The sequence below is a fragment of the Flagellimonas yonaguniensis genome (assembly GCF_029193885.1).
GTDB classification, from domain to species: Bacteria; Bacteroidota; Bacteroidia; order Flavobacteriales; family Flavobacteriaceae; genus Flagellimonas; species Flagellimonas yonaguniensis.
The window spans coordinates 1-24298 of the sequence record NZ_JARFVB010000018.1; the positions used below are offsets into that span (position 1 = coordinate 1).

General features: G+C 44.3%; 23 protein-coding genes. 12 read left to right on the forward strand and 11 right to left on the reverse strand.

Features of this window, described 5'->3' with window-relative positions; all coding sequences use genetic code 11:
* From PY092_RS17820 to PY092_RS17850, 7 genes are all read left to right on the forward strand, one after another.
* A partial coding sequence (locus PY092_RS17820) for a Mu transposase domain-containing protein (RefSeq protein ID WP_417958404.1) occupies positions 1-662 on the forward strand: 662 nt, incomplete at its 5' end.
* A 22-nt stretch (positions 663-684) separates the two neighbouring features.
* Positions 685-1422 (forward strand): IS21-like element helper ATPase IstB, encoded by a 738-nt coding sequence (istB, locus tag PY092_RS17825; protein ID WP_220113713.1) that lies wholly within the window; start codon positions 685-687, stop codon positions 1420-1422.
* 37 nt (positions 1423-1459) lie between these two features.
* Entirely contained in the window at positions 1460-1963 is a 504-nt protein-coding gene (locus PY092_RS17830) for a restriction endonuclease subunit S (protein WP_275617153.1), read from the forward strand.
* A gap of 4 nt (positions 1964-1967) precedes the next feature.
* Complete coding sequence (locus tag PY092_RS17835) at positions 1968-3014, forward strand: type I restriction endonuclease subunit R, EcoR124 family (RefSeq protein WP_275617154.1); 1047 nt, start codon at positions 1968-1970, stop codon at positions 3012-3014.
* On the forward strand, positions 3011-5860 hold the full coding sequence (locus PY092_RS17840; RefSeq protein ID WP_275617155.1) for a type I restriction endonuclease subunit R: 2850 nt from the start codon (positions 3011-3013) through the stop codon (positions 5858-5860). The genes PY092_RS17835 and PY092_RS17840 overlap by 4 nt, the downstream gene beginning before the upstream one ends.
* Positions 5861-5874: 14 nt before the next feature.
* A complete protein-coding gene (locus PY092_RS17845) occupies positions 5875-9003 on the forward strand; it encodes an SIR2 family protein (protein ID WP_275617156.1) in 3129 nt (1042 codons plus the stop codon).
* A gap of 139 nt (positions 9004-9142) precedes the next feature.
* Positions 9143-9361, forward strand: a complete 219-nt coding sequence (locus tag PY092_RS17850; RefSeq protein WP_275617157.1) for an AAA family ATPase — start codon at positions 9143-9145, stop codon at positions 9359-9361.
* 11 nt (positions 9362-9372) lie between these two features.
* Here PY092_RS17850 and PY092_RS17855 read toward each other — a convergent pair whose 3' ends face one another.
* The 3 genes from PY092_RS17855 to PY092_RS17865 are packed head-to-tail and all read right to left on the reverse strand — an operon-like array spanning position 9373 to position 12593.
* Entirely contained in the window at positions 9373-10974 is a 1602-nt protein-coding gene (locus PY092_RS17855) for a type IV secretory system conjugative DNA transfer family protein (protein WP_275617158.1), read from the reverse strand.
* A gap of 12 nt (positions 10975-10986) precedes the next feature.
* Positions 10987-12006, reverse strand: a complete 1020-nt coding sequence (gene mobB, locus PY092_RS17860) for a MobB family relaxase (protein ID WP_163627725.1) — start codon at positions 12004-12006, stop codon at positions 10987-10989.
* 2 nt (positions 12007-12008) lie between these two features.
* Complete coding sequence (locus tag PY092_RS17865) at positions 12009-12593, reverse strand: BfmA/BtgA family mobilization protein (protein ID WP_163627726.1); 585 nt, start codon at positions 12591-12593, stop codon at positions 12009-12011.
* Between the two features lie 121 nt (positions 12594-12714).
* Here PY092_RS17865 and PY092_RS17870 point away from each other — a divergent pair, with 121 nt between their 5' ends.
* Positions 12715-12957, forward strand: coding sequence for a hypothetical protein (locus PY092_RS17870; protein ID WP_275617159.1), 243 nt, complete (start codon positions 12715-12717; stop codon positions 12955-12957).
* Positions 12958-13003: 46 nt separating this feature from the next.
* On the opposite strand, the gene PY092_RS17875 is transcribed toward PY092_RS17870, so the two are convergent.
* The 3 genes from PY092_RS17875 to PY092_RS17885 form a co-directional block, all read right to left on the reverse strand.
* Positions 13004-13201 (reverse strand): hypothetical protein, encoded by a 198-nt coding sequence (locus PY092_RS17875; RefSeq protein ID WP_163627727.1) that lies wholly within the window; start codon positions 13199-13201, stop codon positions 13004-13006.
* A 141-nt stretch (positions 13202-13342) separates the two neighbouring features.
* Entirely contained in the window at positions 13343-13792 is a 450-nt protein-coding gene (locus PY092_RS17880; RefSeq protein WP_163627729.1) for a JAB domain-containing protein, read from the reverse strand.
* Positions 13793-13854: 62 nt separating this feature from the next.
* Positions 13855-14196: a single-stranded DNA-binding protein gene (locus PY092_RS17885; RefSeq protein ID WP_163627731.1), complete on the reverse strand. Its 342-nt coding sequence runs from the start codon at positions 14194-14196 to the stop codon at positions 13855-13857.
* Between the two features lie 215 nt (positions 14197-14411).
* Between PY092_RS17885 and PY092_RS17890 the strand changes: the two genes are divergently transcribed.
* Entirely contained in the window at positions 14412-14567 is a 156-nt protein-coding gene (locus PY092_RS17890; protein WP_163627733.1) for a hypothetical protein, read from the forward strand.
* A gap of 262 nt (positions 14568-14829) precedes the next feature.
* On the opposite strand, the gene PY092_RS17895 is transcribed toward PY092_RS17890, so the two are convergent.
* The 3 genes from PY092_RS17895 to dinB all read right to left on the reverse strand — a co-directional run bounded on the left by PY092_RS17895 (position 14830) and on the right by dinB (position 19767).
* Positions 14830-15390 carry a hypothetical protein gene (locus PY092_RS17895; RefSeq protein WP_163627735.1) on the reverse strand — a complete coding sequence of 187 codons (561 nt, stop codon included), beginning with the start codon at positions 15388-15390 and terminating at the stop codon, positions 14830-14832.
* A 181-nt stretch (positions 15391-15571) separates the two neighbouring features.
* Positions 15572-18553: a DNA polymerase III subunit alpha gene (locus tag PY092_RS17900; protein ID WP_163627737.1), complete on the reverse strand. Its 2982-nt coding sequence runs from the start codon at positions 18551-18553 to the stop codon at positions 15572-15574.
* Complete coding sequence (gene dinB / locus PY092_RS17905; protein ID WP_163627739.1) at positions 18553-19767, reverse strand: DNA polymerase IV; 1215 nt, start codon at positions 19765-19767, stop codon at positions 18553-18555. Before dinB ends, PY092_RS17900 begins: the two co-directional genes overlap by 1 nt.
* A gap of 119 nt (positions 19768-19886) precedes the next feature.
* Here dinB and PY092_RS17910 point away from each other — a divergent pair, with 119 nt between their 5' ends.
* A complete protein-coding gene (locus PY092_RS17910) occupies positions 19887-20642 on the forward strand; it encodes an SOS response-associated peptidase (RefSeq protein WP_163627740.1) in 756 nt (251 codons plus the stop codon).
* A gap of 73 nt (positions 20643-20715) precedes the next feature.
* On the opposite strand, the gene PY092_RS17915 is transcribed toward PY092_RS17910, so the two are convergent.
* Together PY092_RS17915 and PY092_RS17920 are read right to left on the reverse strand one after the other, a co-directional pair.
* Positions 20716-22479, reverse strand: coding sequence for a ParB/RepB/Spo0J family partition protein (locus PY092_RS17915; protein ID WP_275617160.1), 1764 nt, complete (start codon positions 22477-22479; stop codon positions 20716-20718).
* Positions 22480-22788: 309 nt separating this feature from the next.
* Positions 22789-23184: a MerR family transcriptional regulator gene (locus tag PY092_RS17920; RefSeq protein ID WP_275617161.1), complete on the reverse strand. Its 396-nt coding sequence runs from the start codon at positions 23182-23184 to the stop codon at positions 22789-22791.
* Positions 23185-23271: 87 nt separating this feature from the next.
* On the opposite strand from PY092_RS17920, the gene PY092_RS17925 reads away from it, so the two are divergent.
* Entirely contained in the window at positions 23272-23721 is a 450-nt protein-coding gene (locus PY092_RS17925) for a hypothetical protein (protein WP_163627746.1), read from the forward strand.
* Positions 23721-24050 (forward strand): YnfA family protein, encoded by a 330-nt coding sequence (locus PY092_RS17930; protein ID WP_163627748.1) that lies wholly within the window; start codon positions 23721-23723, stop codon positions 24048-24050. Before PY092_RS17925 ends, PY092_RS17930 begins: the two co-directional genes overlap by 1 nt.
* Positions 24051-24298 lie beyond the last annotated feature (248 nt).

The following is a 24298-nucleotide window of genomic DNA, read 5'->3' on the forward strand; positions in this document are numbered from 1 at the left end:
ACAACGCAATGTCGTTCAGGGGAAGGGAATATTCCAGGTGTTCGCTTTTTATGGAGATCGAGAAGGGCGAACTGATGCCGTTACCGGCGAAACGCTATGAGGTAAAACGCTATGCCCAGGCCACCGTGCACAAGAACAGCCATATCTATTTTGGGAAGGACAAGCATTATTACAGCGTGCCCTATAGACATATAGGCAAACAGGTCAAGCTGGTCTATACCGATAACATCGTCGAGATCTACCATAAGCACGAAAGGTTCGCCGTACATACAAGGGACAGGAAAAAATACGGCTATACCACCTTGGCCGACCATATGCCCTCGCACCACAGGTTCGTAAGCGAATGGAGCAGTGAGAGGTTCATCGATTGGGCAGGCAATATCGGCGGACACTGTAAAGGGTACATCATTGCCATCCTGGAGAAGAAGCAACACCCCGAACAATCCTATAAATCCTGTCTGGGCGTACTCCACCTTGCCAAAAAGTACGGAAGGGAACGTCTTGAGAATGCGTGCAAACGTGCCTCGGAATATGGTGCGTACAATTACAATATGGTCGAGCGCATCCTGAAAAAGGGATGGGACCAGATCGATGAACGTATGGACGGGGATATGGAAATGCCCGAGCACAACAACATAAGGGGAGGAAAATACTACGAATAGAACAATATTAAAAACAGGACATATGAACGAAAAAACAATGCAATTGATGAAAGAAATGAGGCTCTATGGAATGCACAGGGCCTTCACCACAACAATGGAGACCGGCGGTCCGTCGACCGGTTACACCAACGATGAACTGATCGCCTATCTCGTCCAGAACGAATGGGACGACCGCCATAACCGTAGGATAGAGCGATTGACCAAGTCCGCAAGGTTCAGGTATACGGCCGTCATGGAGGCCATCGACTACCGACCGTCGCGCCAACTGGACAAGAACCTGGTCCGGCGGCTAGGTTCCTGCGGGTTCATCCAAAAAAGGGAGAACATACTTATTACCGGCAGTACCGGCGTGGGCAAAAGTTACCTGGCCTCGGCCATCGGCCACCAGGCCTGTTCCATGGGGTCAAAAACGATGTACTTCAATACCGCAAAGCTCTTTACCCTGCTCAAGACATCAAAGGCCGACGGTTCCTATCCAAAACAAATAAACAAACTTGAAAAACAGGACTTGCTCATCTTGGATGACTTCGGCCTTAAGCCATTGGACAACATCAATAGGCATGCACTTATGGAGATCATCGAGGACAGGCACGGCAAGAAATCCACTATAATAGCATCACAATTGCCCGTATCAAAGTGGCACGACATTATCGGGGAGAGAACACTGGCCGATGCCATCCTCGACCGTTTGGTGCACACGGCACACAGAATAGATATAAAAGGCGAATCAATGAGAAGAAAATTGAAAAATAAAAACTAAGTTTAACCCAAGGATAGATCAAATCTGGGCAGTCCATTTGCCATGGTCAGTTTCATCCGGCGAAGGTGGGTCAGTTTACCCGGCTTATCCACCTTACATACAATACAAACAAATTTTTGACAAGAGTTATATAGATACGTCAAAATGTGAATTTGTTGAAATCCTAGAAGATGAGAATCAAAACAGAGTACAATATGGCGATATTTTCTTTACAACTTCTTCTGAAACAATATTAGAAGTTGGGTTTGCATCTGTACTATTAGCTGAGGTTGGTGAAATGTATCTAAATAGCTTTTGTTTTGGATACCGTCTAAATTCATTTGATATACTAGACCCAAACTTTGCTCAATATCTTTTTCGTAATGATGAACTAAGAAGGAAAATTGTGCGACTAGGCCAAGGTAGTACTAGGTACAATATATCTAAAGTACAATTGATGAAAATTGATACACTTCTACCCTCTATTCCTGAGCAGAATCAAATATCTTCTTTCCTTAATTCCATTGATAGAAAGATTGAATTGATAAGCAATGAATTTTAGTAAAATGCAGAAAGTTCGAGATATAATATCTGCCAATTTATTAAAGCACTCACAATTTGAAGAGTATTTTAAGATAATTGAGATAATCGAAGAGCATACATTTCTTAACCCAGATATCTGTATTGAAAGCTGTAAAGCCCTTGTAGAAGGCATTTCAAAAACAATCTTAATTAATCTTGATAATACAAAGACTACCGAAAACATTGATAAAGATGACTTGCCTAAGCTTTTTAAAGACGCAATGCGCAAGTTATCAGATGAATGTGAGGATTTAGAAGGTGATTTTGCCGCTCGTTTTTCTGCTATAATTCAAGTGATTGCCGAAATAAGAAATAAGCGTAGTGATATCTCACATGGTAGAATGGCACCAAAATTTATTTTCAGTTCTTCTAAACTAGCTTCTACAGTTGTCAATATGACTGATAGTATGTTGGAGTATATCCTAGAGCATTATTTCAGCATCGACCATGATAAAGACGGTATTTTAGATTACAATTCGGAGCCAATGGAAGCTTATAATGATTGGTTGGATGAAAGCGTTGATTTTCCCATTAAAAAGGCTAGGTATAGTAAGCTTCTTTATGAAAATGATTATGACGAATATGAAAGTAGATACTCAGATGAATATTTGAAATCTAAAGAAGAAGATGAAATTGAACATAAAGAAGCCGTTGCAGTAATTGAGGAAAAAGAAACTATTGAAACAATCGACCCTGCAGGCCAAGAACAACCAGTAGCTATTCCTGTTGAAGAGCAAGAAGAAAAGCAGGTAGAGAAACTAGTTTCTGACTTTGATGAAGAAACCTTTTGGTCTGAGGTTAGAAATCAAGCACTTCAAGAATTTGCAGAGGCAGAAAATTTAAAAAGTGAAGAATTAAAAGAAGTGGTTAATGAATATCTATTCAGTGAAAAACCACCATTACGTGACGATGTTGCTAAAACAATGAACGAAAGACCGAAATTGTCAGAGTTCAAAACGATAGTTCCAAGTTTGACGGATAGAATTATGGCTTTTGCCAATGACTTAAAAAATCCAGAAGCAGAAGCATGACATCACAACCCGAACAAATATTAGAAAACAATTTAGTTACCCAACTTGAAAGGCTTGGCTATAAAAGGGTTGTAATACGTGATGAAAATGAACTTTTAGCCAATCTCAAAAATCAATTAGAGAAACATAACAAGGTTCAGTTAAGCGATAACGATTTCAAGCAAATACTCAACTATATCAACAAGGGCAATGTATTTGAACGAGCTAAAATATTGCGAGATCGAGTATCCTACACCAACGCACAAGGCGACACAAAAACAGTAGAACTCATCAATCAAATTCATTGGTGTCAAAATGAGTTTCAGGTTACGCAGCAAATTGCCATGGAAGGCACACATAAAAACCGCTATGATGTAACTATTCTCATAAATGGTTTGCCATTGGTTCAAATTGAATTAAAACGAAGGGGCTTAGAACTCAAAGAAGCATTCAACCAAACCAACCGCTACGAAAGACATTCCTATTGGGCAGGTCATGGTTTGTTTCAATTTGTACAGGTTTTTGTCATCAGCAACGGAGTAAATACCAAGTATTACGCAAACGCACCGTTGAAGGCTCGTTCATTCAAACAGACATTTTATTGGGCTGATGAAAAAAACCGTTTGATTACGCAGTTGGCAGCATTTTCAGAAGTGTTTTTAGAGCCTTGTCACATTTCTAAAATGATTACCAAGTACACCGTATTGAACGAATCTCAAAAGATTCTGATGGTGTTACGGCCTTATCAATTTTATGCCGTTGAAAATATAGTTGAGCGGGTAAAGACCACAACTAAATACGGCTACATTTGGCATACAACAGGTTCGGGCAAAACCTTAACTTCTTTTAAAGCTGCCCAAATTCTGACCAACCTACCACAAGTACACAAGGTGGTTTTTGTTGTGGATAGAAAAGATTTAGATTACCAAACCACCAAAGAGTTCAACGCATTCAGCAAAGGGAGTATTGACGGAACAAACAATACAAATACCCTAGTCAAGCAACTTTCAGGAGATAACAAACTCATCGTTACAACCATTCAAAAACTCAATACGGCCATCAGCAAAACCCGTTACTTGGGTAAAATGGAAGCGTTGAGAAATGAACGAATCGTTTTCATTTTTGATGAGTGCCATAGAAGTCAGTTTGGTAAAACTCATGAAGAAATCAATAAATTCTTTGAAAATTGCCAGATGTTTGGGTTTACGGGCACCCCGATTTTTGAACCCAATGCAGGTAAAAATGAATATGGTAAACGAACCACCAAAATGCTTTTTGGTGATTGCCTACACAAGTATGTGATTACAGATGCCATTAGAGACGAAAACGTTTTAAAGTTTTCAGTGGAGTACATCAGAACTTTCAAAAAGAAAGACCATATTCTCGACATCAATGTAGAAGCCATTGATGAAGCAGAAGTAATGGATGCACCAGTTCGCTTAGATAATATTACGGAATACATCATTGCTAATCACAATCGAAAAACCCATAGCCGAGAGTTTACAGCCATTTTCTGTGTTTCGAGTGTTCCCATTTTGATTGAGTACTATAAATTGTTTTTGCAGAAAAAAGAAGAGGGAAAACATAATCTGAGATTGGCGACCATTTTTTCTTATTCCGCTAATGAGGAAGACAAAGATGCAGTTGGTTTTGTAGATGATGAAGAGTTTTTAATGGCAGCAGAACCACAAGCGGAATATAACACCCAGCATACTAGGGACGAATTAGAAGATTTCATCAAGCACTATAACAAGCAATTTGGAACAAACTACACCAGCAAAGACAATCAATCATATTACAACTATTACAACGACATAGCCAAACGAGTAAAACACCGTCAAATTGATGTTTTGGTTGTGGTAAATATGTTCTTGACAGGTTTTGACAGTAAGCATTTGAACACGCTTTATGTAGATAAAAACCTGAAATATCATGGTTTGATACAAGCCTATTCCAGAACAAACAGAATCCTGAATGAAGTAAAATCACAGGGAAATATCGTTTGCTTTAGAAATTTGAAAGAGGTAACTGATGAAGCCATTACCCTATTTTCAAACAAGAATGCTATTGAAGAAATCATCATGCAGCCTTATGAGGAGTATGTTGCGAAATTCAACCAGGCATTTATTACTTTATTACAAATTGCCCCTACGGTAAACAGTGTTAACGATTTACCAAGCGAAGAAGAAGAATTGGCTTTTATTCAAGCCTTTCGTGAATTGATGCGTTTGAAGAATGTGCTTTCCACATTCACTGAATTCAAGTTTGACGACTTGTCCATGACAGAGCAGTCTTTTGAAGATTTTAAAAGCAAATACCTTGACTTGTACGACAAAGCAAAAGGTCACAACCAAAAAGAAAAGGTTAGCATTTTAGGAGATATTGATTTTGAATTGGAGTTGATACACCGTGATGAAATCAATGTAGCTTACATTTTGAAGTTACTCGCCAAATTGAAAGATGCAGCACCTGAGGAACAAGAGAAACAGAAGAAAGCGTTGATTGAAATTGTGGCAGGTGATGCACAATTGAGAAGCAAGCGAGAACTTATTGAGAAGTTTATCCAAGAAAATCTACCTCATATTTCCGATTCAGACGACATTCCAGAGGAATTTGAAAACTATTGGAATGAAGAACGGAAAGAAGCTTTAGCCAAACTAAGTGAAGAAGAAAATTTGGACAAAAACAAACTACAGGACGTGATTGGAAAATATCTTTTCACTGAGAAAAAACCGTTAAGAGATGATGTAATCGGCCTTTTAAATAAGCGACCAACTTTAAAGGAAAGAGCGACTATTGCCAAAAGGGTAACGGATAAGATTTTAAGATTTGTAGAAACATTTATTAACGGAATAACAGGGAGTTAACACTTTATTTACAGATGAGGAAAATAGACAGAGATACTTTTTTAAGGAGTTTCAAGGTGCTTTCAAACCAATCGTTCGATTTGTTTTTAGGTTCAGGTGCCTCTGTCAATTCCGGTATCCCGTCAGGAGGTGACTTAGTTTGGCATTTTAAGAGAGAAATACTTAGCAGTAAGAAAATAATAAATGGTAAGAAGTTTACTGACCTTAAAATTGAAGCCAACAAACAAATTATTCAAAATTATTTTGACCAAAGAGGCGACAGCAATATAGCAAACCCGTACTCTCACTATTTCAAGGAATGCTACCCCGACTCGCTTGTCAGAAAAGAGTTTTTGAGTGATTTGGTTCGTGATAAAAAACCGTCCATTGGCTTTCTCTGTTTATCAGCCCTTGTAGAGCGACAAAAATTCAATGTGGTTTGGACTACCAATTTTGATGACTTAATTGAAAAGGCAATTACAGCCCTGAATTATAAAAGTTGCCAAATTGTTTCTCCGGATAACGCCAGCTCTGTTAAACAATTCAACTCGGATATTCCGACAGTTGTAAAACTTCATGGGGATTTCCGTTACGACCCGCTCCAAAATACTGATGAAGAACTACAGGAGTTAGAAGCAAGTTTACATACAAAATTCTTAGACGCTTCAACCCAAAAAGGGCTACTGGTTGTCGGGTATTCGGGAAGTGATAAATCTGTAATGACCACATTGGAAAAAGCATTAGAGAACCCCAATGCTTTTCCGAAAGGTTTAATCTGGTGTATACCAAACGGACTGCAACCGACAAACGAGTTGGAAGCATTGATAGAAAAAGCTCATCAACAAAACAATCGTTCAGGGTTTTTAGAGATTGATAGCTTCGACTATTTTCTACATGAGATTTATAAAACCTTTGAATTATCAAATACACAGATTGATGCCATTGCCTCTGAACGATTTGAACAAAGACAGGCATTTAGGTTAAGTCAAAATCCCTCTGCTACCTTACCAATTCTTTTAAATGCAATAAAGGCAAAGAGTTTTCCGAAAACCGCTTTTACTACAAAAACCACTTTAACTGGGGTAGGAAAATGGAAAAGATTGCGGGAAGCAATTGGCAGTTCCAACATAATTGCGTCATTTACCAAAAATGATACTCTGATGATTTTTGGTGTTGAGCAGGAAATTAAGGAAACACTAAAAAACCACATAACTGATGACTTAAAAATTGCTGACATACCAGAGCATATCTATTATCATTCTGATTCCTTTTATTTAGGGATGCTGTATGAGTTGGTTGAAAAAGCTTTGGTCAATGATTTTGGATTATCCGTTTATGCAAAAGGTAGGAATATCAGGAAATTCTATTCTTCCGAAACCCCATTAAGTGATAGTGAAATCACGGAAATTAAGAATCGAAACCGCAATTTCAACATTCATCAAAACATAGCTGTTTTTGAAGCATTTGAGTTTAAAATTGAATTCGTTAACAAAGAACTACAGCTACTACTTTGTCCTACTGTTCATATACAGACAACAGCAGGCGGTGAACCTCCCAGAAATGTTGTTCAATATCTTTCAAACACCATTATTTCAAATCGCTACAATAACAAGTATGGGCAAAAGATGCATTGGTGGTTTAATGAATTGAAGAAGAAAAATGAAGGCTTAAATTTTAAACTCGGTGATTTTGAAATAAAGCTTTCTGAATATTACTCAACAGCAGCCAAAAAAGTAAACGATAAGTTTTACTGCTTTAATGGCTTTACAAAGCTTAATGAGCCGTCAATTTATTTTCATTATCAGGATGAGGCAAAGCAATCAATTCATCCAATTAATGGCTTAAAAATTTTAGGCCCGTTAGAAGAAAGCTTTGGCCAAAGTAACAATGGCTCTGCAAATGTCAACTTAGCTATTATTTCCCCTGACTTTGGATTTGAAAAAATTAAAGCCCATTTAGATTCACTACTGAATTCAGTCAGTCCAATATGGGAAAAGGAGTATTTGAAGGATTTCCCGGGATTTGACAATGTTTTTAAAAAGCATCTCATCATTCCCAACACTGTTCAAAGTGAATTTGTAATTACAATACTCAATAATGACGTAAGCAGTTTTTCTGCCATTCAATTTTATGATTATCTGAAAAGCAAAATTGATAAGTTGGCATTGAAGAGCACTGACATAGATTGCGTTGTGATTTACATCCCCGACCAATGGAAGAAATTCAGGGAACTAAAGAATGAAAACACGTATTATGACTTGCACGATTCATTGAAATTGTACTGTGTAAAGAAGGGCTTGAGAATCCAGTTCATAGAAGACAAATCCATTAACTACAAAGACCAAGCAAAAATTCGGTGGTGGCTATCGTTAGGTTTATATGTTAAATCAAACGGAACTCCATGGAAGGTTAAGACAGACAATACGGAAACTGCCTTTGTTGGATTAGGTTATGCCCTAAGGCAAAATGCCCGTGATAAAGTTGTTCTTGGGAGTAGTCAAATATTTGATGGTCACGGAAACGGACTTAAATTCTTACTGCAGCCAATAGATAAGCCAGTATTTTATAACAAGAATCCTTTCATGAGTAAGGAAGATGCTTTTCGTTTAGTAAGCAACATTCGCAATACTTATCATAAAATTGACCCGGTTATTGGATTGAAAAAATTGGTGTTGCATAAAACCACACATTTTACCGGAGCGGAAATGGAAGGCATAAGCAACGCATTAGAAGGAATTGATAATATCGAACTCTTGCAGATTAAGCAATTCAGTAGTTGGAGAGCCATAAAACTTATAAAGAACAGCAAGGGCAAACACGAATTTAATGGCTACCCGATGGAAAGAGGTACAATAATTCAATTGGATGACTTCACTTTTTTATTGTGGACGCATGGTTTAATTGAAAGTCAGGAATTGAACGGAAAGTATTTCCAAGGGAAAAGAGGGATACCATCACCTTTGCTTATCAAGAGATTCAGAGGGACAGACCCAATAGAAACTATTGCTAATGATATTCTCAAACTGACAAAAATGAATTGGAACGGAGCGGAACTTTATAAAACGTTACCGGTAACCATTGATTTCTCCAAACGACTAACTGTAATGGGTAAACAATTAGAAGAATTAGGTACAAAAGCACATGATTTTAGATTCTTCATATAGCTAACCCATTTGGCGTAGTTAGCTTAATAAAATATGGTTGTTGACAAGTTGCTTGGAATTAAAAAAACAGAATGGACTTGCAACAAATCATCAATAATGAATTGAATTAATTACGGAATCGCAAGCCAAAAGGCTATTTATGAAAGCAAAGGTAGAAACAATTCCTGAAAAAACATCAAGTCCGAATAGTTGGTATCAGACCGATGCACAGCGGAAACAGGGTTGGAACGAGGCGGTGTTCACCTACAACAAAATGATTCAGACCTATCGTTGTTACCAATATAATCTTATTGAAGTCCCCAAGGCATCTGTGGAGGAAAGGGCGGATTTCATTCTTGACCATATCAAAAGGAAATGACCGATTAAGGTTTACTTTTCTCCTTGGTTATCAAATATCGACCTGACTTCCCTGTGCACCTTCAAATAATGGCGCTCCAAATCCCCTTCCTTGATTTCAAGGGGCTTGGGCAATCCCTTTGGTATCTCAGGCTTGGGAAACCGCACCTTTCGGTCCTTCCCGTCCGCAAAGACCACAAACTCCCCTTGTTTTAACCGAAAGAACACCTCTGCCCTGCGCTTGGACACCTCCTTTTCCCCTTCCGTGATGCGTCGTTCCAGACTCAGCCCCGAGCTTTTGCTCACACTCCGGGTGGGCATTTTGACCAGTTCAAAGAAGCGCTCATAATACCTTGCCGTATCCGGGTCGTTCACCTTCCCAAAGAACTGATAGGACAGATTGGATAAAATAGCCTTGCTGGCCTTCTCCCCGTACATCATATCATTTTGCACCTTATCCTGCAACACATAAACGCTCACAATATCATAGCTCCGAAGTGTGGCCGGAATCCGGTGCATGTTCAACAACCGTAAGGTAGAGGCCTCTTCCAACAGCATGAAGGAAGGTTTGCGGTTTCTTCTTGACATCTGTTTGGAAATGGTATGCATAATGGTGGCGATCACCGGGGACAGGGAAGCATCTTTTTGCGGATTGTTCACCAGGGCAATGACCGAGGGATTCTCGGCATTATTGATGTCCAATGGAATCTCATCGGCGGACAGGACCATAAAAATCTTTCGGGTACTGATCTTTTTGATGGCATTCGCCAAGGTACTCATCACACCAGCGGTCTGCCGCTCCGACCCCACCCCACTGATAAAGGCATCGGCCATGGCACGTGAGGTAAGGTTCTCCCTTAAAAACCTGATCAGGCTTTTGGTGCCCAATTGTTGGTAGAGGGCCATCACATGGGGCAGCGTACAAAAATCGGGGTATTCGGTCTTGAGCCGCCAGATCAGTCCACTTATCAGTCCTTCCGCTGCATCCTTAAAAAAACGGGAGGTACTGTTTTCATCGGAGTCCCGGTGTTCCATCAAATTCTCCAAAAGTACCCGGGACACCTCATGGACACTCTCCTCATCGGGCAGGTAACGGGGTGCGATGGGATTCACCCGATGGTAGATCGGCCCAAAGGACACGATGTGAAAGGGTACCTTTTGATCTTTCCAGAGGGGGCAGGCCATTTCCGTGATCTCAAAATCCTTGTAATCGTGGATGACCCCAGAGAAACCCTCTCTTTTAAAATGCTCCAAAAAGCCATAGATGACGCTTTCGGTCTTCCCGCTCCCTGCGGAGGCCATCACGGACACGCCCCTGCGGATATTGCCCAGCACCAAAGGCCTTCCGCGGACTTTTAATTTGACCTCGAACACTTTGGAAGGTTTGTCCAAATTCTTATAATAATCCACCAGCCCATAAATGACGGTATGCACAAAAAACAAGGGGAGCCATAAGGTCATCGACTGCTCCAAAAGTACATCCCAACCCTTCATCCATCCTATGGACAAAACGAGTACCATAAGACCCGTTATAAAGTAAATAAATCCGTTTTTGAGATACCGAATAGCCGCGTAGGATAATCCTCCCCCAAACAACAAACAAAAAACAATTTCAATCCATCCTAAATTTTCCATAGCAATACTGTTTTAAATTCCGATCGACCCCGATTCCAAGGCCTTTCCAATCCCTTTTTTGAGCTGCATCATCGCCTTATAGGCCAATTGCGCCTTATTGGCGGGAATAGTGGGAACGTTGATGCCCGCCTTGAACAACAATTGTTTGGCCGCTTGCCGTTCATTCGTTGGCAGTCCCAATAATGCGGAAAAGAAGCGTTTGGGATCCTTGTCCAAGAGGTTGCGGGCATGATAGGTCTCCACAAAATTTCTTTTGTACCCGAACTGTTTGTCAAAAGTCTTTTCCGCTGCCCGATAGAACTTATCCCGATCAAAGCCCTGTTTGACGTTCTGTCCATGAAGGGTGGTCTCGGAAGTTCGGAACTTGGACCCTGGGGAAAGGCTATGGGTATTGGTCCTGTCCATTCGGCTCACGATGATATGGATATGGCTTTGGTGGCCCTCCTTGGCCATCCCCGGAACGATGCGCTTCCCGTTGAGTTGGTGTGGGGCCTCTCTTTCAAGGGCATTGATCTGTTCCCGGAGCTTGGTAATTTCCCCTTGCTCCTGTCCTTCTTGGATGGCCCTGACCCGGTGTTGCAGTTCCAAGATCTTGCTGGCATGGGCCTGGTTCTCCTTGACCTCGCGGTCCTTTTCGGAATAGGTGCGTTCCCGTTCCAATTTAGCAAAATAGAGGATTTCCTTGACGGTCACTTCGCGGTCCCGGTAAAAGGAGGCCGCATAGGCCTGCATGACCTGCCGAGCATATTGCCTCAGTTTCTCGGGGTCGTTTCCGATATGCTGGAGTTCCCTTTGGGAGGGACTCACCACCAGGGAATAGAACTTGGGCTCCCGTTTCTTGAGCTTTGCCGTATTGGCGTCGATCTCGGCAATGACCCGCTCCGCATCGATGTTGTTCTCTTCCTGGTTAAAATACCCCTCCTGCTGTTCCGGTTCCTTTCCTTCGTTCTCCTTTCCGAGATAATTGACAAAATCCCGGGCACTGCCCTTAAAATTGTCCCCCAGTTGTTGGCGTGTGATGGCGATGTACATACTTATTGCTTTTTAAGTTTTATGCGGTATTTTTCGATGGCCTCGGGGTTCAAGTCCAATTTGAGGTGGTCCTTGCCAAAGCGGTTATGGAACACGCTCACATGGTCTAGCACGTATTTAAAATCCTCCTTGAGCTCCTCCATTTGTTCCTCCAGTCGGTCATAACGGATCTTGGGCACGGTGACCTCTCCATCAAAAGCTTCAGTCTCCTTGGGTGGCTTGGCCTCGGTCAATTGCTGTTCGATAAAATCAAAATCGCTGTCCCATTCCTCATCCTCGGATGCCAGCTCCTGCTCAAAGAGCGCCTGCATCATCCCAACGGTGGGCAGGGTCTGTTCCTTTTCGATGCTGCGCATGATGGCGATCATGGCATTGAAGCGCCGACTTATGTAGTGCTTCATACTGGCCATGGTCTCCCCCAGGTGTTGGTCCGGGGAGATTCCATGTCGTTCAAAAAAGTCCATCATGGCCAAAAGGGTTAGGGATTGGGATTTTCCAAAAAGCTTGGAAAACCGTCTAAATTTTACCACTACTGAGTTTTTAATGCCCAGAGTTGTAAACCCTTCCTTTTCGTATCCTTTATCCATTTTTTTGTAAAAAACGACCTGATTTTATTGGGCCAGAGGCCTTTTTTAGTAAAAAACTGCCGAACGCTTATTTTTCTTGATTCCGAAAACCCCCAAAAACAGGGGGCCTTGCGCAGCAACTATGATCGGTAGGACGCGCGAGCGTGCTACCCTCTTGCTTCTCCGATTTGTCCCTGCGGGACAAAATCGTATCGCACAACATGACCCAAGGGTCAGTTGCCTGTTCGTTGAAAGTCAAATCGATGGGTACGGACATAAGGAAAGTCAAACCATTCCGCCAAGGCAGATCAAAATACGTTCCGTACTTAAAATGCTGTTGAAAACCAACCCTTTAAAGATAGAAAAACCAACCATGAACCCATAAAAAAAGCCCATCATAATGGATGGGCTTCGATGGTGTGTTTTGTGGTTTACATATTGAATACAAAATCATAATTGTATAGATTTCGCATAGCTTCCTCTTCCAATAGGACATCATAGTCCTTGTCATGGGTTTTGGCAAATTGGAGCAATTCGGTCCCGGAACGACTTTCCACATCTTCTTTGGATACGGAAAGCAAGCGTTCCTGGGTTTCGCTATCGAGGTTTGTAAAATTCAAATAGACCATAATTCAATGTTAAAGAAATTTATTGCTCACAAATCATAAAGGATAGGGTCAAAACCATCGGGATAATCCCCAAGGTCATGTTTCAGTTCCGACCCTATTTCAAGATCGGTCATATCTGTATTCGCTTCCATGGTATTATTTCTATAAGATCCCATTATCCGCAAAACTGTAGTATCGTCCATCAGGGGCAAGGATGATATGATCCAAAATCTTGACATCAAAAAGCTGTGCCGCCGCTTTGATCTTTTGGGTCAATTGTTTGTCCTGATAACTGGCCTTGAGTTGTCCCGAGGGATGGTTATGGGCGAGTATAATCCCAACGGAAAGAGTCTTTAGCGTAATGGCAAAAAGGATGCGCACATCCACCAAGGTTCCCGTGATGCCCCCATGGGAAAGCGGATAGATGCCCTTGACCTTGTTGGACTGGTTGAGCAGCACGATTTTAAAGGTCTCGTTCAGGCCTATGGTCTGATTGTCCCAATTTTGGAACAACAGTTCCGCTACCTCATTGGAGTTGGTCACGGAAAGGGATTTCAGGGTACTGAGCTTTTCCCGATAACTGATCTGTATTTCATTGACACGGTGTTCCATTTCATGTGTTTTTAAGGATGGATAAAAAAGGGGTGCCCAAGAATTTGGACTCCCCTATTCCATCAATCATTGTTACCGCCCAACAATAGAATCTCACTGGCCACTACTTCGGTGACATACTTTTTATTGCCCTCTTTGTCCTCATAGGATCGGGTGGTCAATTTCCCTTCGATGGCAATTTCCTTGCCCTTGGTCACAAATCCTTCGATGATGTCGGCGAGTTTCCCCCATCCGATCACGGTGTGCCATTCGGTATTGGTCACCCGTTCCCCTTCGGAGTTCTTGTAATGTTCATTGGTGGCCATGGTGAACCTTGCCACACGTTTCCCTTTGTCAAGGTCTGTGATGGTGGGATCTTGTCCCACATTTCCGATCAACTGCACTTTGTTTCTCAATGTACTCATGATAAAAAGTTTTAAAGGTCTGCCGTCTTCCTTTATTGGATAGATCAGCAAACAGGGTTAATAAATCCCCTCTATTTTTTTGGATTTTGTTTCCCAAATTTTAAGGGGCGTTTGTTTGCTTCTTACGTGCGCAGCACCATAAAAGAAGGGGGTTCTGTCAAGGCTTTTGGGCGGAAATCGGGAGGCTCCGAGACGTAGCAAAACCCTGACCGCCGATGGCGGGCAAGGTTTTCAAGGAAGTGGAAACCCTATTTGTGGACAAAACAGGGCCTGGCCTTGACAGGTTCGATAAGGGCCCTTGGGAATTCCTTCAGACCCATTGGCAAGGGAGTGTACGGGAAGTTGAGCGAGTGCAGGCGATGGTGTCCTGATTGGAAGTCCCTGGGCCCTGCCCTGTTTTTCGACGACCCGAAAAACAACCAGGGCTTCTTTTATTATGGGACCCTTAAAATTTGATGGGTGGACAGACGGATTTGTGGCCTTGCACAGCAAAACCCCAAGAAGGGTTTGCAAAGGAAGGACACACCGAAAATCCGTATGGACGACTTCCATATTGGCCAAATGATAATACATCAACTATTGCGATAGTACTAAGTCAAAAATACTTGTACAATCCTATAACTTGGTTTCCTTTTAGTCTTTCTGGAACAGCTCCCTCTGATCGTTCGGGGAAGGTTTGGCATCTGGAAGCTTTGAAGTTTTCATTTTGTCCCTTAGGGCCTGTCGTCGTTTCTCATAGATCCAGAGCCTCAATTGTTTCAAAAGACCCATCTCATATTCGGACAGTTGTTGGGGAGCTACTTCTTCCATGGCCTCGATCTGTCCCGTTTTGTTGAAGGTCTTGGCATACTGGAGCCCACACCAGGTATAGATGTTCGCCCATTCATTGGGCATGGGTGCCTCATAGGTCCTGGGCATCATGTAGGCCACAACCTCTGTCAAGGAAGCCATGTGTTCACCTTGCATCTGGGTCAATAGACGGGCCATGGTAATGTTCCCCAAAAGATCTTTGGGAACGGTATCCTCCCATTGTGAAGAATATACAATGATGGGACTTTGCAGTAGGTCCATAAAGTCCATGACAAAATCGGATTTAGCCTTTTTAAGGGACTTGCGACAAGTGTTTTGAGTTGGTGTTTTTGTTGGCTCCAGTTCAAAGCGAAAATCCAGTTGCACTACGTTTTGTTTTTCCATGATCTGTGTTTTAAATTGAACAATAGTGGCAGACCAGCAAACGCAAGGGAACATTTTGGAGTGGGAAGGAAACGGAATAAAAAGTGACATCGGCAACGGCTTTATGCCGTCCCTTGTCCAAGAAATATTTTCCCGGGTTTATCTTTGGGCAGTATTGGTCGGAATACGTTCCAACATGCTTTTATTTGGCCATCAGTGCACCAGTTCCTACCTGCCTCGGGTCGGGTTTCAAGGGTTGCTTGATGGTGGCAACTACCTCCAGGCTATAATGCCCGAACTCTTCGGTAACCGTTCCGTGGCAGAGATAGATGCCCTTTCCATGAATGGGCGTGGATACCATCGTTTGGGGAAAGTGCACACAATCAAAAAAGTGACCTTCCAGATCGAGCATGGTGGTAAAGCGCATGGTATCCCCTTTGGATGTGGTATTCAATCGGGTATGGACCATGGACCCATAGATCCATATCTTTTGGTTGACATGGGCCTCAAAATCACCGGCGGTCAACCTACTCTTCACCTTGCCCTCCATGAGTTCATAATACCCACATAACGGAAAACCCAGAAGTTCCATTTGGTCATAGGCATCCTCAACAGGATGGGAAGGTAGATGCGGCAATGTAAAATGCCTGTGGTTGGGTTTGAACAGAAGTTTCTGGACCGTATCCTTTCGATGGGCCTTGGTCTTGAACACGGCCTGCCAAAGTATTTGTTTCTTGGGCACCCCAAAGACACGAAAGGCATCGATACGCACCAAGATGGTCAACTGTTCGATGGCAATGGGAACCCTATCAATAAAATCATCAAAATCCCTGAACTTCCCATAGAGCTGCCTTTCGTTCAAAATGCGTTGGATGACCAAACGTTCCAAACTCCGGAGCTGTCCCAGTCCCAAATAGATGTGCTTGCCATAGATTGCATTGACATGGTCACTACGGTTGATACAGGGCGGATGGATAATGCCTCCCCACATCTTGGTCTCGTGCACATAGAGTTCCGTATCATAGAACCCTCCCCCATTGTTGAGCACGGCCACCATAAACTCCAAGGGGAAATAACATTTCAGGTAAAGGCTCTGGTAGCTTTCCACGGCATAGGAAGCCGAATGCCCCTTGGCAAAGGCATAGCCCGCAAAACTCTCGATCTGTTCCCAGACCATTTGGGTCAGGGCGGCATCATGCCCCCTCTGCTTACAGTTTTCAAAAAACTTCAATTTCACTGCCTGGAATTCCTCCCGGGAGCGGAATTTTCCGCTCATCCCCCTTCGCAGGACATCGGCCTCCCCTAGGTCCAGTCCTGCAAAGAAGTGGGCCACTTTCAGCACATCCTCTTGGTAGACCATGATCCCATGGGTCTCTGGCATAATCTCCAACAGAATGGGATTGGCCTCCTTGCGGCGTTCCGGTTCCCTTTCCCTACGGATGTATTCATCCTTCATCCCTGAGGAGGACACCCCGGGACGGATCACGGAACTGGCCGCCACCAGTCCCAAATAGTCGTGGGTCCGCAGTTTCTTCATCAGCCCCCGCATGGCAGGGGATTCCACATAGTAGGCCCCTATCGCCCTCCCTTGGCTCAACAGCCCGTTGATGTTGGCATCCCGTTTCATCGCCTCCACGCTTTTGATGTCCCAAAGCACGGCATCGGGTTGGTTGCCCTTGATGACCTCCACCGCCTCCTTGATCTTGGCCAATCCCCGTTGTCCCAAAATATCGAACTTGAACAGGCCCACATCCTCGGCAATGATCATGTCGAACTGCACCGTAGGGAAGCCTTTCGGTGGCAAGGTCGTGGCCGAATAACAATGTTCGGAACGGTCCAGGATCAGTATCCCCGAGGAATGCACACTGATATAATTGGGCATCCCATGGATATAGGTAGCGTATTTCAGCACCAATCGGGACAGTTCATCCAAGGTTCCCTGTTCGTACCGTCCTGCACTGAGCTTATCGATCTCCTCGGTGGGCAGGCCGAACACCTTGCACAGCTCCCGAACGGCGGCCCGGTACTTAAAGGTGTTGTAGGTGCCCAAAAGGGCGACATGCTCGAAGCGTTCAAAAATATAGGCCGTGACATCGTCCCGGTCCCAGGTGGAAAAATCAATGTCAAAATCCGGGGGCGAGGCCCGAAAGGGGTTGATGAACCGTTCGAAATACAGGTCCAGTTCAATGGGATCCACATCGGTGATCCCGATCAGGTAGGCCACCAGACTGTTGGCCCCACTTCCCCTCCCCACGTATGGGTATCCCTTGGACCTCGCATAGGAGATGATATCGTGGTTGATCAAAAAGTAGGACACAAAATCCAGCTCCTCGATGGTCTTCAGTTCCCTGAACATACGTTCCCTGACCTTTTCCGTGGGATGGACATACCGTTTGGACAACCCTTCCATGGCCAGTTCCCGCAACCGCAGCACATCATCCTCCTTGGAGTCCAGATAACGGGACTGGTTCTGGGAGACCCGCTCACTTCCAAACCCAAAGGCAATGGAACAGGAATCCATCAACCGCTGGGTGTTTTCCCAGATATGGGGCACATCAACCAAAGCTTTTTTCAGTTCGTCCATGGGCCGCAGGGTATCGGTGGCCTTGCCCTCCTCGGATTGGGACAACTTGCTCAGCAGCGTGTTCAAGCCTATGGCCCGAAGCAATCGATGCGTATTGAAATCCTTTTTGCTGCGAAAGCTCACGGGCTGCAATAGCACCAATCTGTCGGTATAATCCCGATACCGGGAGAACCGTAGTTTCCGGAGCTCTTCAATCGAGACCCCAATATATTCATAGGCCTTAAAATCCGTCCGTTCCTCTTCCTGTACCTTCTCGAAGGGGTAGATGACATGGACATTCCCAAATACTGGGGCCACGGAGGGAATCGGCGTTCCCTTATGAAGATGCTCGGAAAGAAAGGCGTTGATCTCGCGAAACCCCTCATTGTTCTGGGCCAGGCCCACGAACTCCTGCACGTTCCCGTTCCGAAAATCGATCCCCAGAATGGGACGTATGCCCTGTTCCTTGGCCAAGCGCACAAAGTTCATCCCGGCCGAGCTGTTGTTGATATCGGTCAGGGCCAGCACTTCCACCCCATGGGAACGGGCCAGGTCCAAAAGCTCCGTTTCGGAGAGCACCCCGTAATTCAGGGAATAGTATGTATGGCAGTTCAGGTACATTATTGCTGTCTATGGGCCAATAAAATGGGTGGTTGTCCGTCAAAGGGATTGCCTCCCCTTCCTATGCTATGGGCACCCATGGCCGAGGCCCGCATCAAACTGGATTCCCCAAAGCGGTTCCGTACCCGGTCCATGGCCTGGTAGAGGTTGAGCAGTTTTTCATCATCGGCGAACAGGTCGATCTGATAATGCCCACCAACGATATGGCTGTAGTTGACCCCCACGAGTCGGATGAGCATCCTCCGGTCATAGAGGGAAGTAAATAGTTCCTTTACCAAGGGCACTAAAATGTGGTCCGCAGACGTATAGGGAATCCGTTTCTGCTTGGTATAGGTCTTGAAATCACTGTACCGGATCTTGACGCCCACACAGCCCGTCATCTTGTTGGCCCGGCGCAGTTGATAGGCCAGGTTCTCCGCCATGGCGAACAAAGTGGTCTCCAATTTGACCATATCGGTGGTATCCTTCCCATAGGTCCGTTCCGTGGATATGGACTTTCGTTCATGAAATGGGACCAAGGGGGAATTGTCCAGCCCCTGTGCCCGCATCCAGATGGTCCGCCCGTGCAACCCAAAAGCACTTTCCAATAGTTCCAAGGGCAGTTCCTGTACCGTCCGGATGGTGGTCACCCCCATATTGGACAGCAGCCCGTAGGTCTTCTCCCCCACCGAAGGCAGTTTACGGATGTGCAAAGGGGCCAGAAATTCCCTTTCCAGTCCAAGGTCGATTTTCATCTGGTTGTTGGGCTTGGCCTCCCCAGTGGCCACTTTGGAGACCACCTTGTTCCGGGACAGTCCAAAGGAAATGGGCAATCCGGTCTCTTTCAAGATCCGTTGCCGCATTTCCGAGGCGTACTTATAGCAGCCAAAAAAGCGGTCCATCCCCGATAGGTCGGCATAAAACTCATCCACACTGGCCTTTTCAAAGACCGGGACACTCTCCTTGATGACATCGGTCACAGTATCGGAAAACTTCATATAGGTCCCCGCATTGCCCTTGATGACCGTGGCCTCCGGACACAATCTTCGGGCTACCTTCATGGACATCCCCGAGTGCACCCCAAAGCGCCGGGTCTCATAACTACAGGCCGCGACCACCCCACGGTCCCCCAACCCACCGACCAAGAGGGGCCGCTTCATCAGACGGCTGTCCAGCAGCCGCTCACAAGAGACAAAAAAAGTGTCAAGATCGAGATGGAGAATGGTGGGCTTCATAATTACATTATGGATTTATTCCAATTTATGGGAAAAAATCCAAATGTATAAAAAGGGATGGTCCATTTCAAAACTTTAACAATTATGACTATCTTAATACGGCATAATTCAACCTCAAGATGTGCTACTCTACCAGACAGACCCGGGAACGGAAAGAACTGGAGAAATTGCTCTCCGTCAAGGCCATGTACGGTGACATTGACACCGACCTTGAACTCATTTATTTCCATGCCAACGGCTGGAGCCATCCCGTGATGTGGACCTTGGGCCAAGAAGAGCCCAACAACCTGCTCCCTGCGATGTGGGGTATCATGCCCTCAAAAGAAAAGCAGGAAAATTATACAGAGTATTTCAAGAACCCGAAGACCTTTGGTGGGCTTAATGCAAAATCCGAAAAGCTCTTTGACCATTTTGTATACCGGTACTGTTGGGAGAACCAACGCTGCATCATTCCCGTGGACGGGTTCTTTGAGCCCCACAACACCAAGGTGAAGGTCAAGGGCAAGGATTTTAAGGTCCCTTTCTATTTCAGACGTAAAAATGGTGATCCCATATATCTTGCCGGCATCTACACCAACACCGCCGATGGGCGAAGGACCTTTTCCGTCCTCACCAAGGACGCCACCCCTATGTTCGAGGAAATCCACAATGAAAAAAAAAGGCGACCCGTCATCATGGATGACGAAAACTTGGATGCTTGGTTACATAATGGCAACAATGAATCGGACGTTCAAGATCTCATTGATGATGATCTCTGGGAAGGGGAACTGGAGGCCCATCCGGTGACCAAGGACCTATACAGTAGGACTATCGATTCCAATTATCCCGAAATCATAAATAAGGTGGACTACCCTGAGGTATCCATTGACTATTGAATCCCGTTGGACAGCGATAAAAAAAGAAGGGTTCGGTTTCCCGAACCCTTTCATTATCCTATATCTTGGTCATCTAATCCTTGGTGGCCTCGACCTGTTGTTCCAAGGCCTTGACCCGTTCCTTTAACCGTTTCTCACGTTTTTTGCGTGCCATGTCATAGGATTTTTCTATTTGGACAATGTCGTCCTTATGGTATGTCTGCATGGCAATGTAAAAAGAACAGTTGGTCAGGTTGTTCACATGGTTACTTTCTCCAAGATGTACCTGTTGGGTCAACAGGAACCGTACCAGTTTGTTGAGGGTCTCCTTTTTGAAGGTCTTCCTGAACTGGGCAACGATATCTTCACGGGTCTTGTCGGGCGTATCCCCGAAGAATCCCGGAAAATGGTCCAACTGGTTGTAATAGCCCACATTGTTCTCATACAGGGAGATGGAAAAGGCCACCATTTCGTCCACGGACAGTTCCTCCTTGGTGTTGATGTAATCCGTACCGCGTACCATCTCCACCACTTCCTTGAACTGCCGGTTGTGTTCTATCTGTTTTTTGCGCTCTTCACGGGCATTGATCTTGATGATCTGTTCCTCGGGGGAACATTCAGACATCTTTCGTTTTTCCAAGGGTGTACTCCGCACATCGTCTTCCGACATATTGGTTTCCCTGACCTTTACGAAAATCTCTTCAGACCTGTAAGAGTCCGTATGGAACAATACGCCCTTTTGAAACCCATTATCAACCGCTCCATCGTATAGTTTCCTGTCTTCCTCGTAGGATTTTAGGGCTTCATCCAATTCTTCCTTGAGTTCTTCATCGCTATAATCGCAATGGCCGAACTCTTCCTTAATGGATTCCAATGTGGGTTTGATGGGCTTCTCGATGATATGCAGTTCGTCCGGCAATTGCACCTTAAGTCCCTGCTTTTCCATCTGGGCCATAATCAACTGGTTTCGCTCCTCGTCCATCCAGTAACGGGATATCTTGGGCACCAATAGCATCCCGGTCTTTTTACAGTTTTTGATAAGGTTCATCAGGGTCTTGGCCTTTTTGTTCACAAAACAGGCCGTTTTCGTACAGACCATCTTGCCGTTACCAAAAAGGTTACCCTGGTTCGCGGCATTGAACGGACAGACGGTACAGGCCCCTGCCTTGGGGAGCAATGTCCTGTCCGATAGGTCGAACGGGGCTTTGGTAAGGTCAAAGGTATGCCCGTCCACCATCCGTTTTACCCTGTGGGCACTGAATTCACCCTCCAGACTTTCCAATAGCATCTGCTGCTCTTCGGGTTCAAAAAGCGCCACGGCCGTTCCCAGACCGATGGTCATCTCCCCGCTCCTAACGTATGCCTTGAAGCCTTCGATCAATCCTGCCAATTTCAACCGTTGCCTTACGAAGTTCTCGGTGCGTCCCAGACGTTTTGCTATATCCTCTGGGCTGTACCTGTCCGTTAGATAGGCAATGGCCTCAGCCTCTTCCGTGGGTTCCACATCCCTTCGCTGTAGGTTCTCGATGATCTGTACCTCCAGCACATCGTTATTTACAAAGTCCCGAACGATGGCGGGAATGGTCTTTTGTTCCGCCAGTTTACTGGCACGGTACCGTCTTTCGCCCATGACGATGATGTAACCCTTGTTGGAGGTTCTGACCGTGATGGGCTGCAATACCCCGTGTTCGGCAATGCTATCGGCCAGTTGTTTCAAACTGCTATCGTCAAAGGTCTTTCGGGGCTGTAAGGGGTCGGGAATGATCGAATTGATGTCCAGGTACTGCACCTGTAGGACGGTTTCCTGTTTGGTTGCGGTGGCTTTCTTGGTCTGCTTTTGTTTTGTTTTTGTTTCCATGATCATTGGATTTATGTTAAACAATATTTGAGCATGGCACCAAGCGCAAGACAAATTTTTGGCGCGGCAAGGAAACGGAATAAAAAGTGACCGTGGGGAACGGCTTTATGCCGTCCCTTGTCCGGCAAACAGTTTGCGGGCTTACCTTTCGAAGAAGATTGATAGTGTTAAATAATTTTTAATGCAGGGCATCTTTAATCGGATTGATGGGCTAGAGGATCATTAAAACGTGTACCACCAAATGGAGAATATCAACCGAACAGGGTTCCGTTAGAAGTTATATGCAAGCTTGAAAAATTGAGCGTTCAACTAAAAATTCACTGAGACCAAGGGACAGCTTGTCGATTTGCTTTCTTCTGGCGCACAGGAATCCAGACTTCCAATGATCAGGCTCTTCATTTCATTCAGCTCTTTCATTTTTTTATCGATCAACCTGACTTTTTCAAGCATTTTTTGTGATACATTTTCACACGAAGCTGTATTGAATTCCATTAGCCCCAAAAAGTCGGAAATCTCATTTAAGGTAAACCCAAAGCCTTTCATTTTCTTGATGATGAGAAGTTTTTCCAAGGTTTCATGGGAATAATTCTTATAACTGTTGAATTCATTTTGTTTAAGGGCTGTCGGTATCAAGCCCTTCTTTTCATAAAAGCGTATGGTATCACGGGAAAGCCCTGTTTTCTTGGATAATTGGCCAATTTGCATAATTTTTAAAAATAAAATCCACATTTCCCTTGACCGTTGACTATACTCCACGGTCTATATTTGTAAAGATACCTTAAAAAAATAGGAATGAAACCAATACCCATGCTACTGCTTTCAGCAGCCCTGACTTTGACAGGTTGCAACAATCCAGAAAAAAAATCGTCCCCAAAACCACCGGCAATGGCCGACGGGGGAAATAAATCAATTGACATGAAAAAAATCAAAGCAAGGAACAGAACGAAAGAACTTTCCTGTAAACTGACCACACCCGAACTACTACAACGAAAGGAAACCGTACTGAAGGACTTGAAAGAACAAGTGCTCATGAAAAAAGAATTGGAAGATGGCTACGCTTACCAGTTTCCAGGAACCGACAAGGTACTTGACCAACTCTCCGAGTTCATTAAGACGGAAAGGGCGTGCTGTTCTTTTTTCATTTTTGGCCTTTCCATCAGTGGGGACAAAAGCGAAGCTTGGCTGGAACTGACGGGACCGGAAGGTGCGAAAGACTATGTTCATTCAGAACTCGGACTGTAATGGAAGTGGTAAGATCGATCCCTGTTTTCATTCTTGCAGGGCTTTGCGAAATAGGGGGCGGTTATCTCATTTGGCTATGGTTGCGGGAGGATAGACCTTGGTGGTTCGGCCTTTTGGGCGGACTTGCACTTGCTTTTTATGGTGTTGTGGCAACTTGGCAGACCTCCAATTTTGCACGGGTCTATGCAACTTACGGCGGAATATTCATTGTGATGTCGATCCTATGGTCAATGAAGTTTGACAATTACACCCCTGACAAGTATGATATTGTCGGTGCCTTGATCGCTTTATTGGGTGTTTGCATAATTTACTATGCGCCGAGAAATTGAAAGGAAATTAGGGACATGCATATAACACCCACCTGTTGTATAGCAAAATGGACTTGGTACAATGGCCCTATAGCATCCTTTACCCGTCGAACAGTTTGTATACTTGGCTTTCAAGAATGATTTGTTTGAGCAAAAATTGTTTGCAATATTACGGCAAAGGTTTTTACCTCATACCATTTTCAATATCCTCCCATCTCTGCTCCAGACACATTTAAAACTTTTGTTATGGGCATATATTGATTGTTATA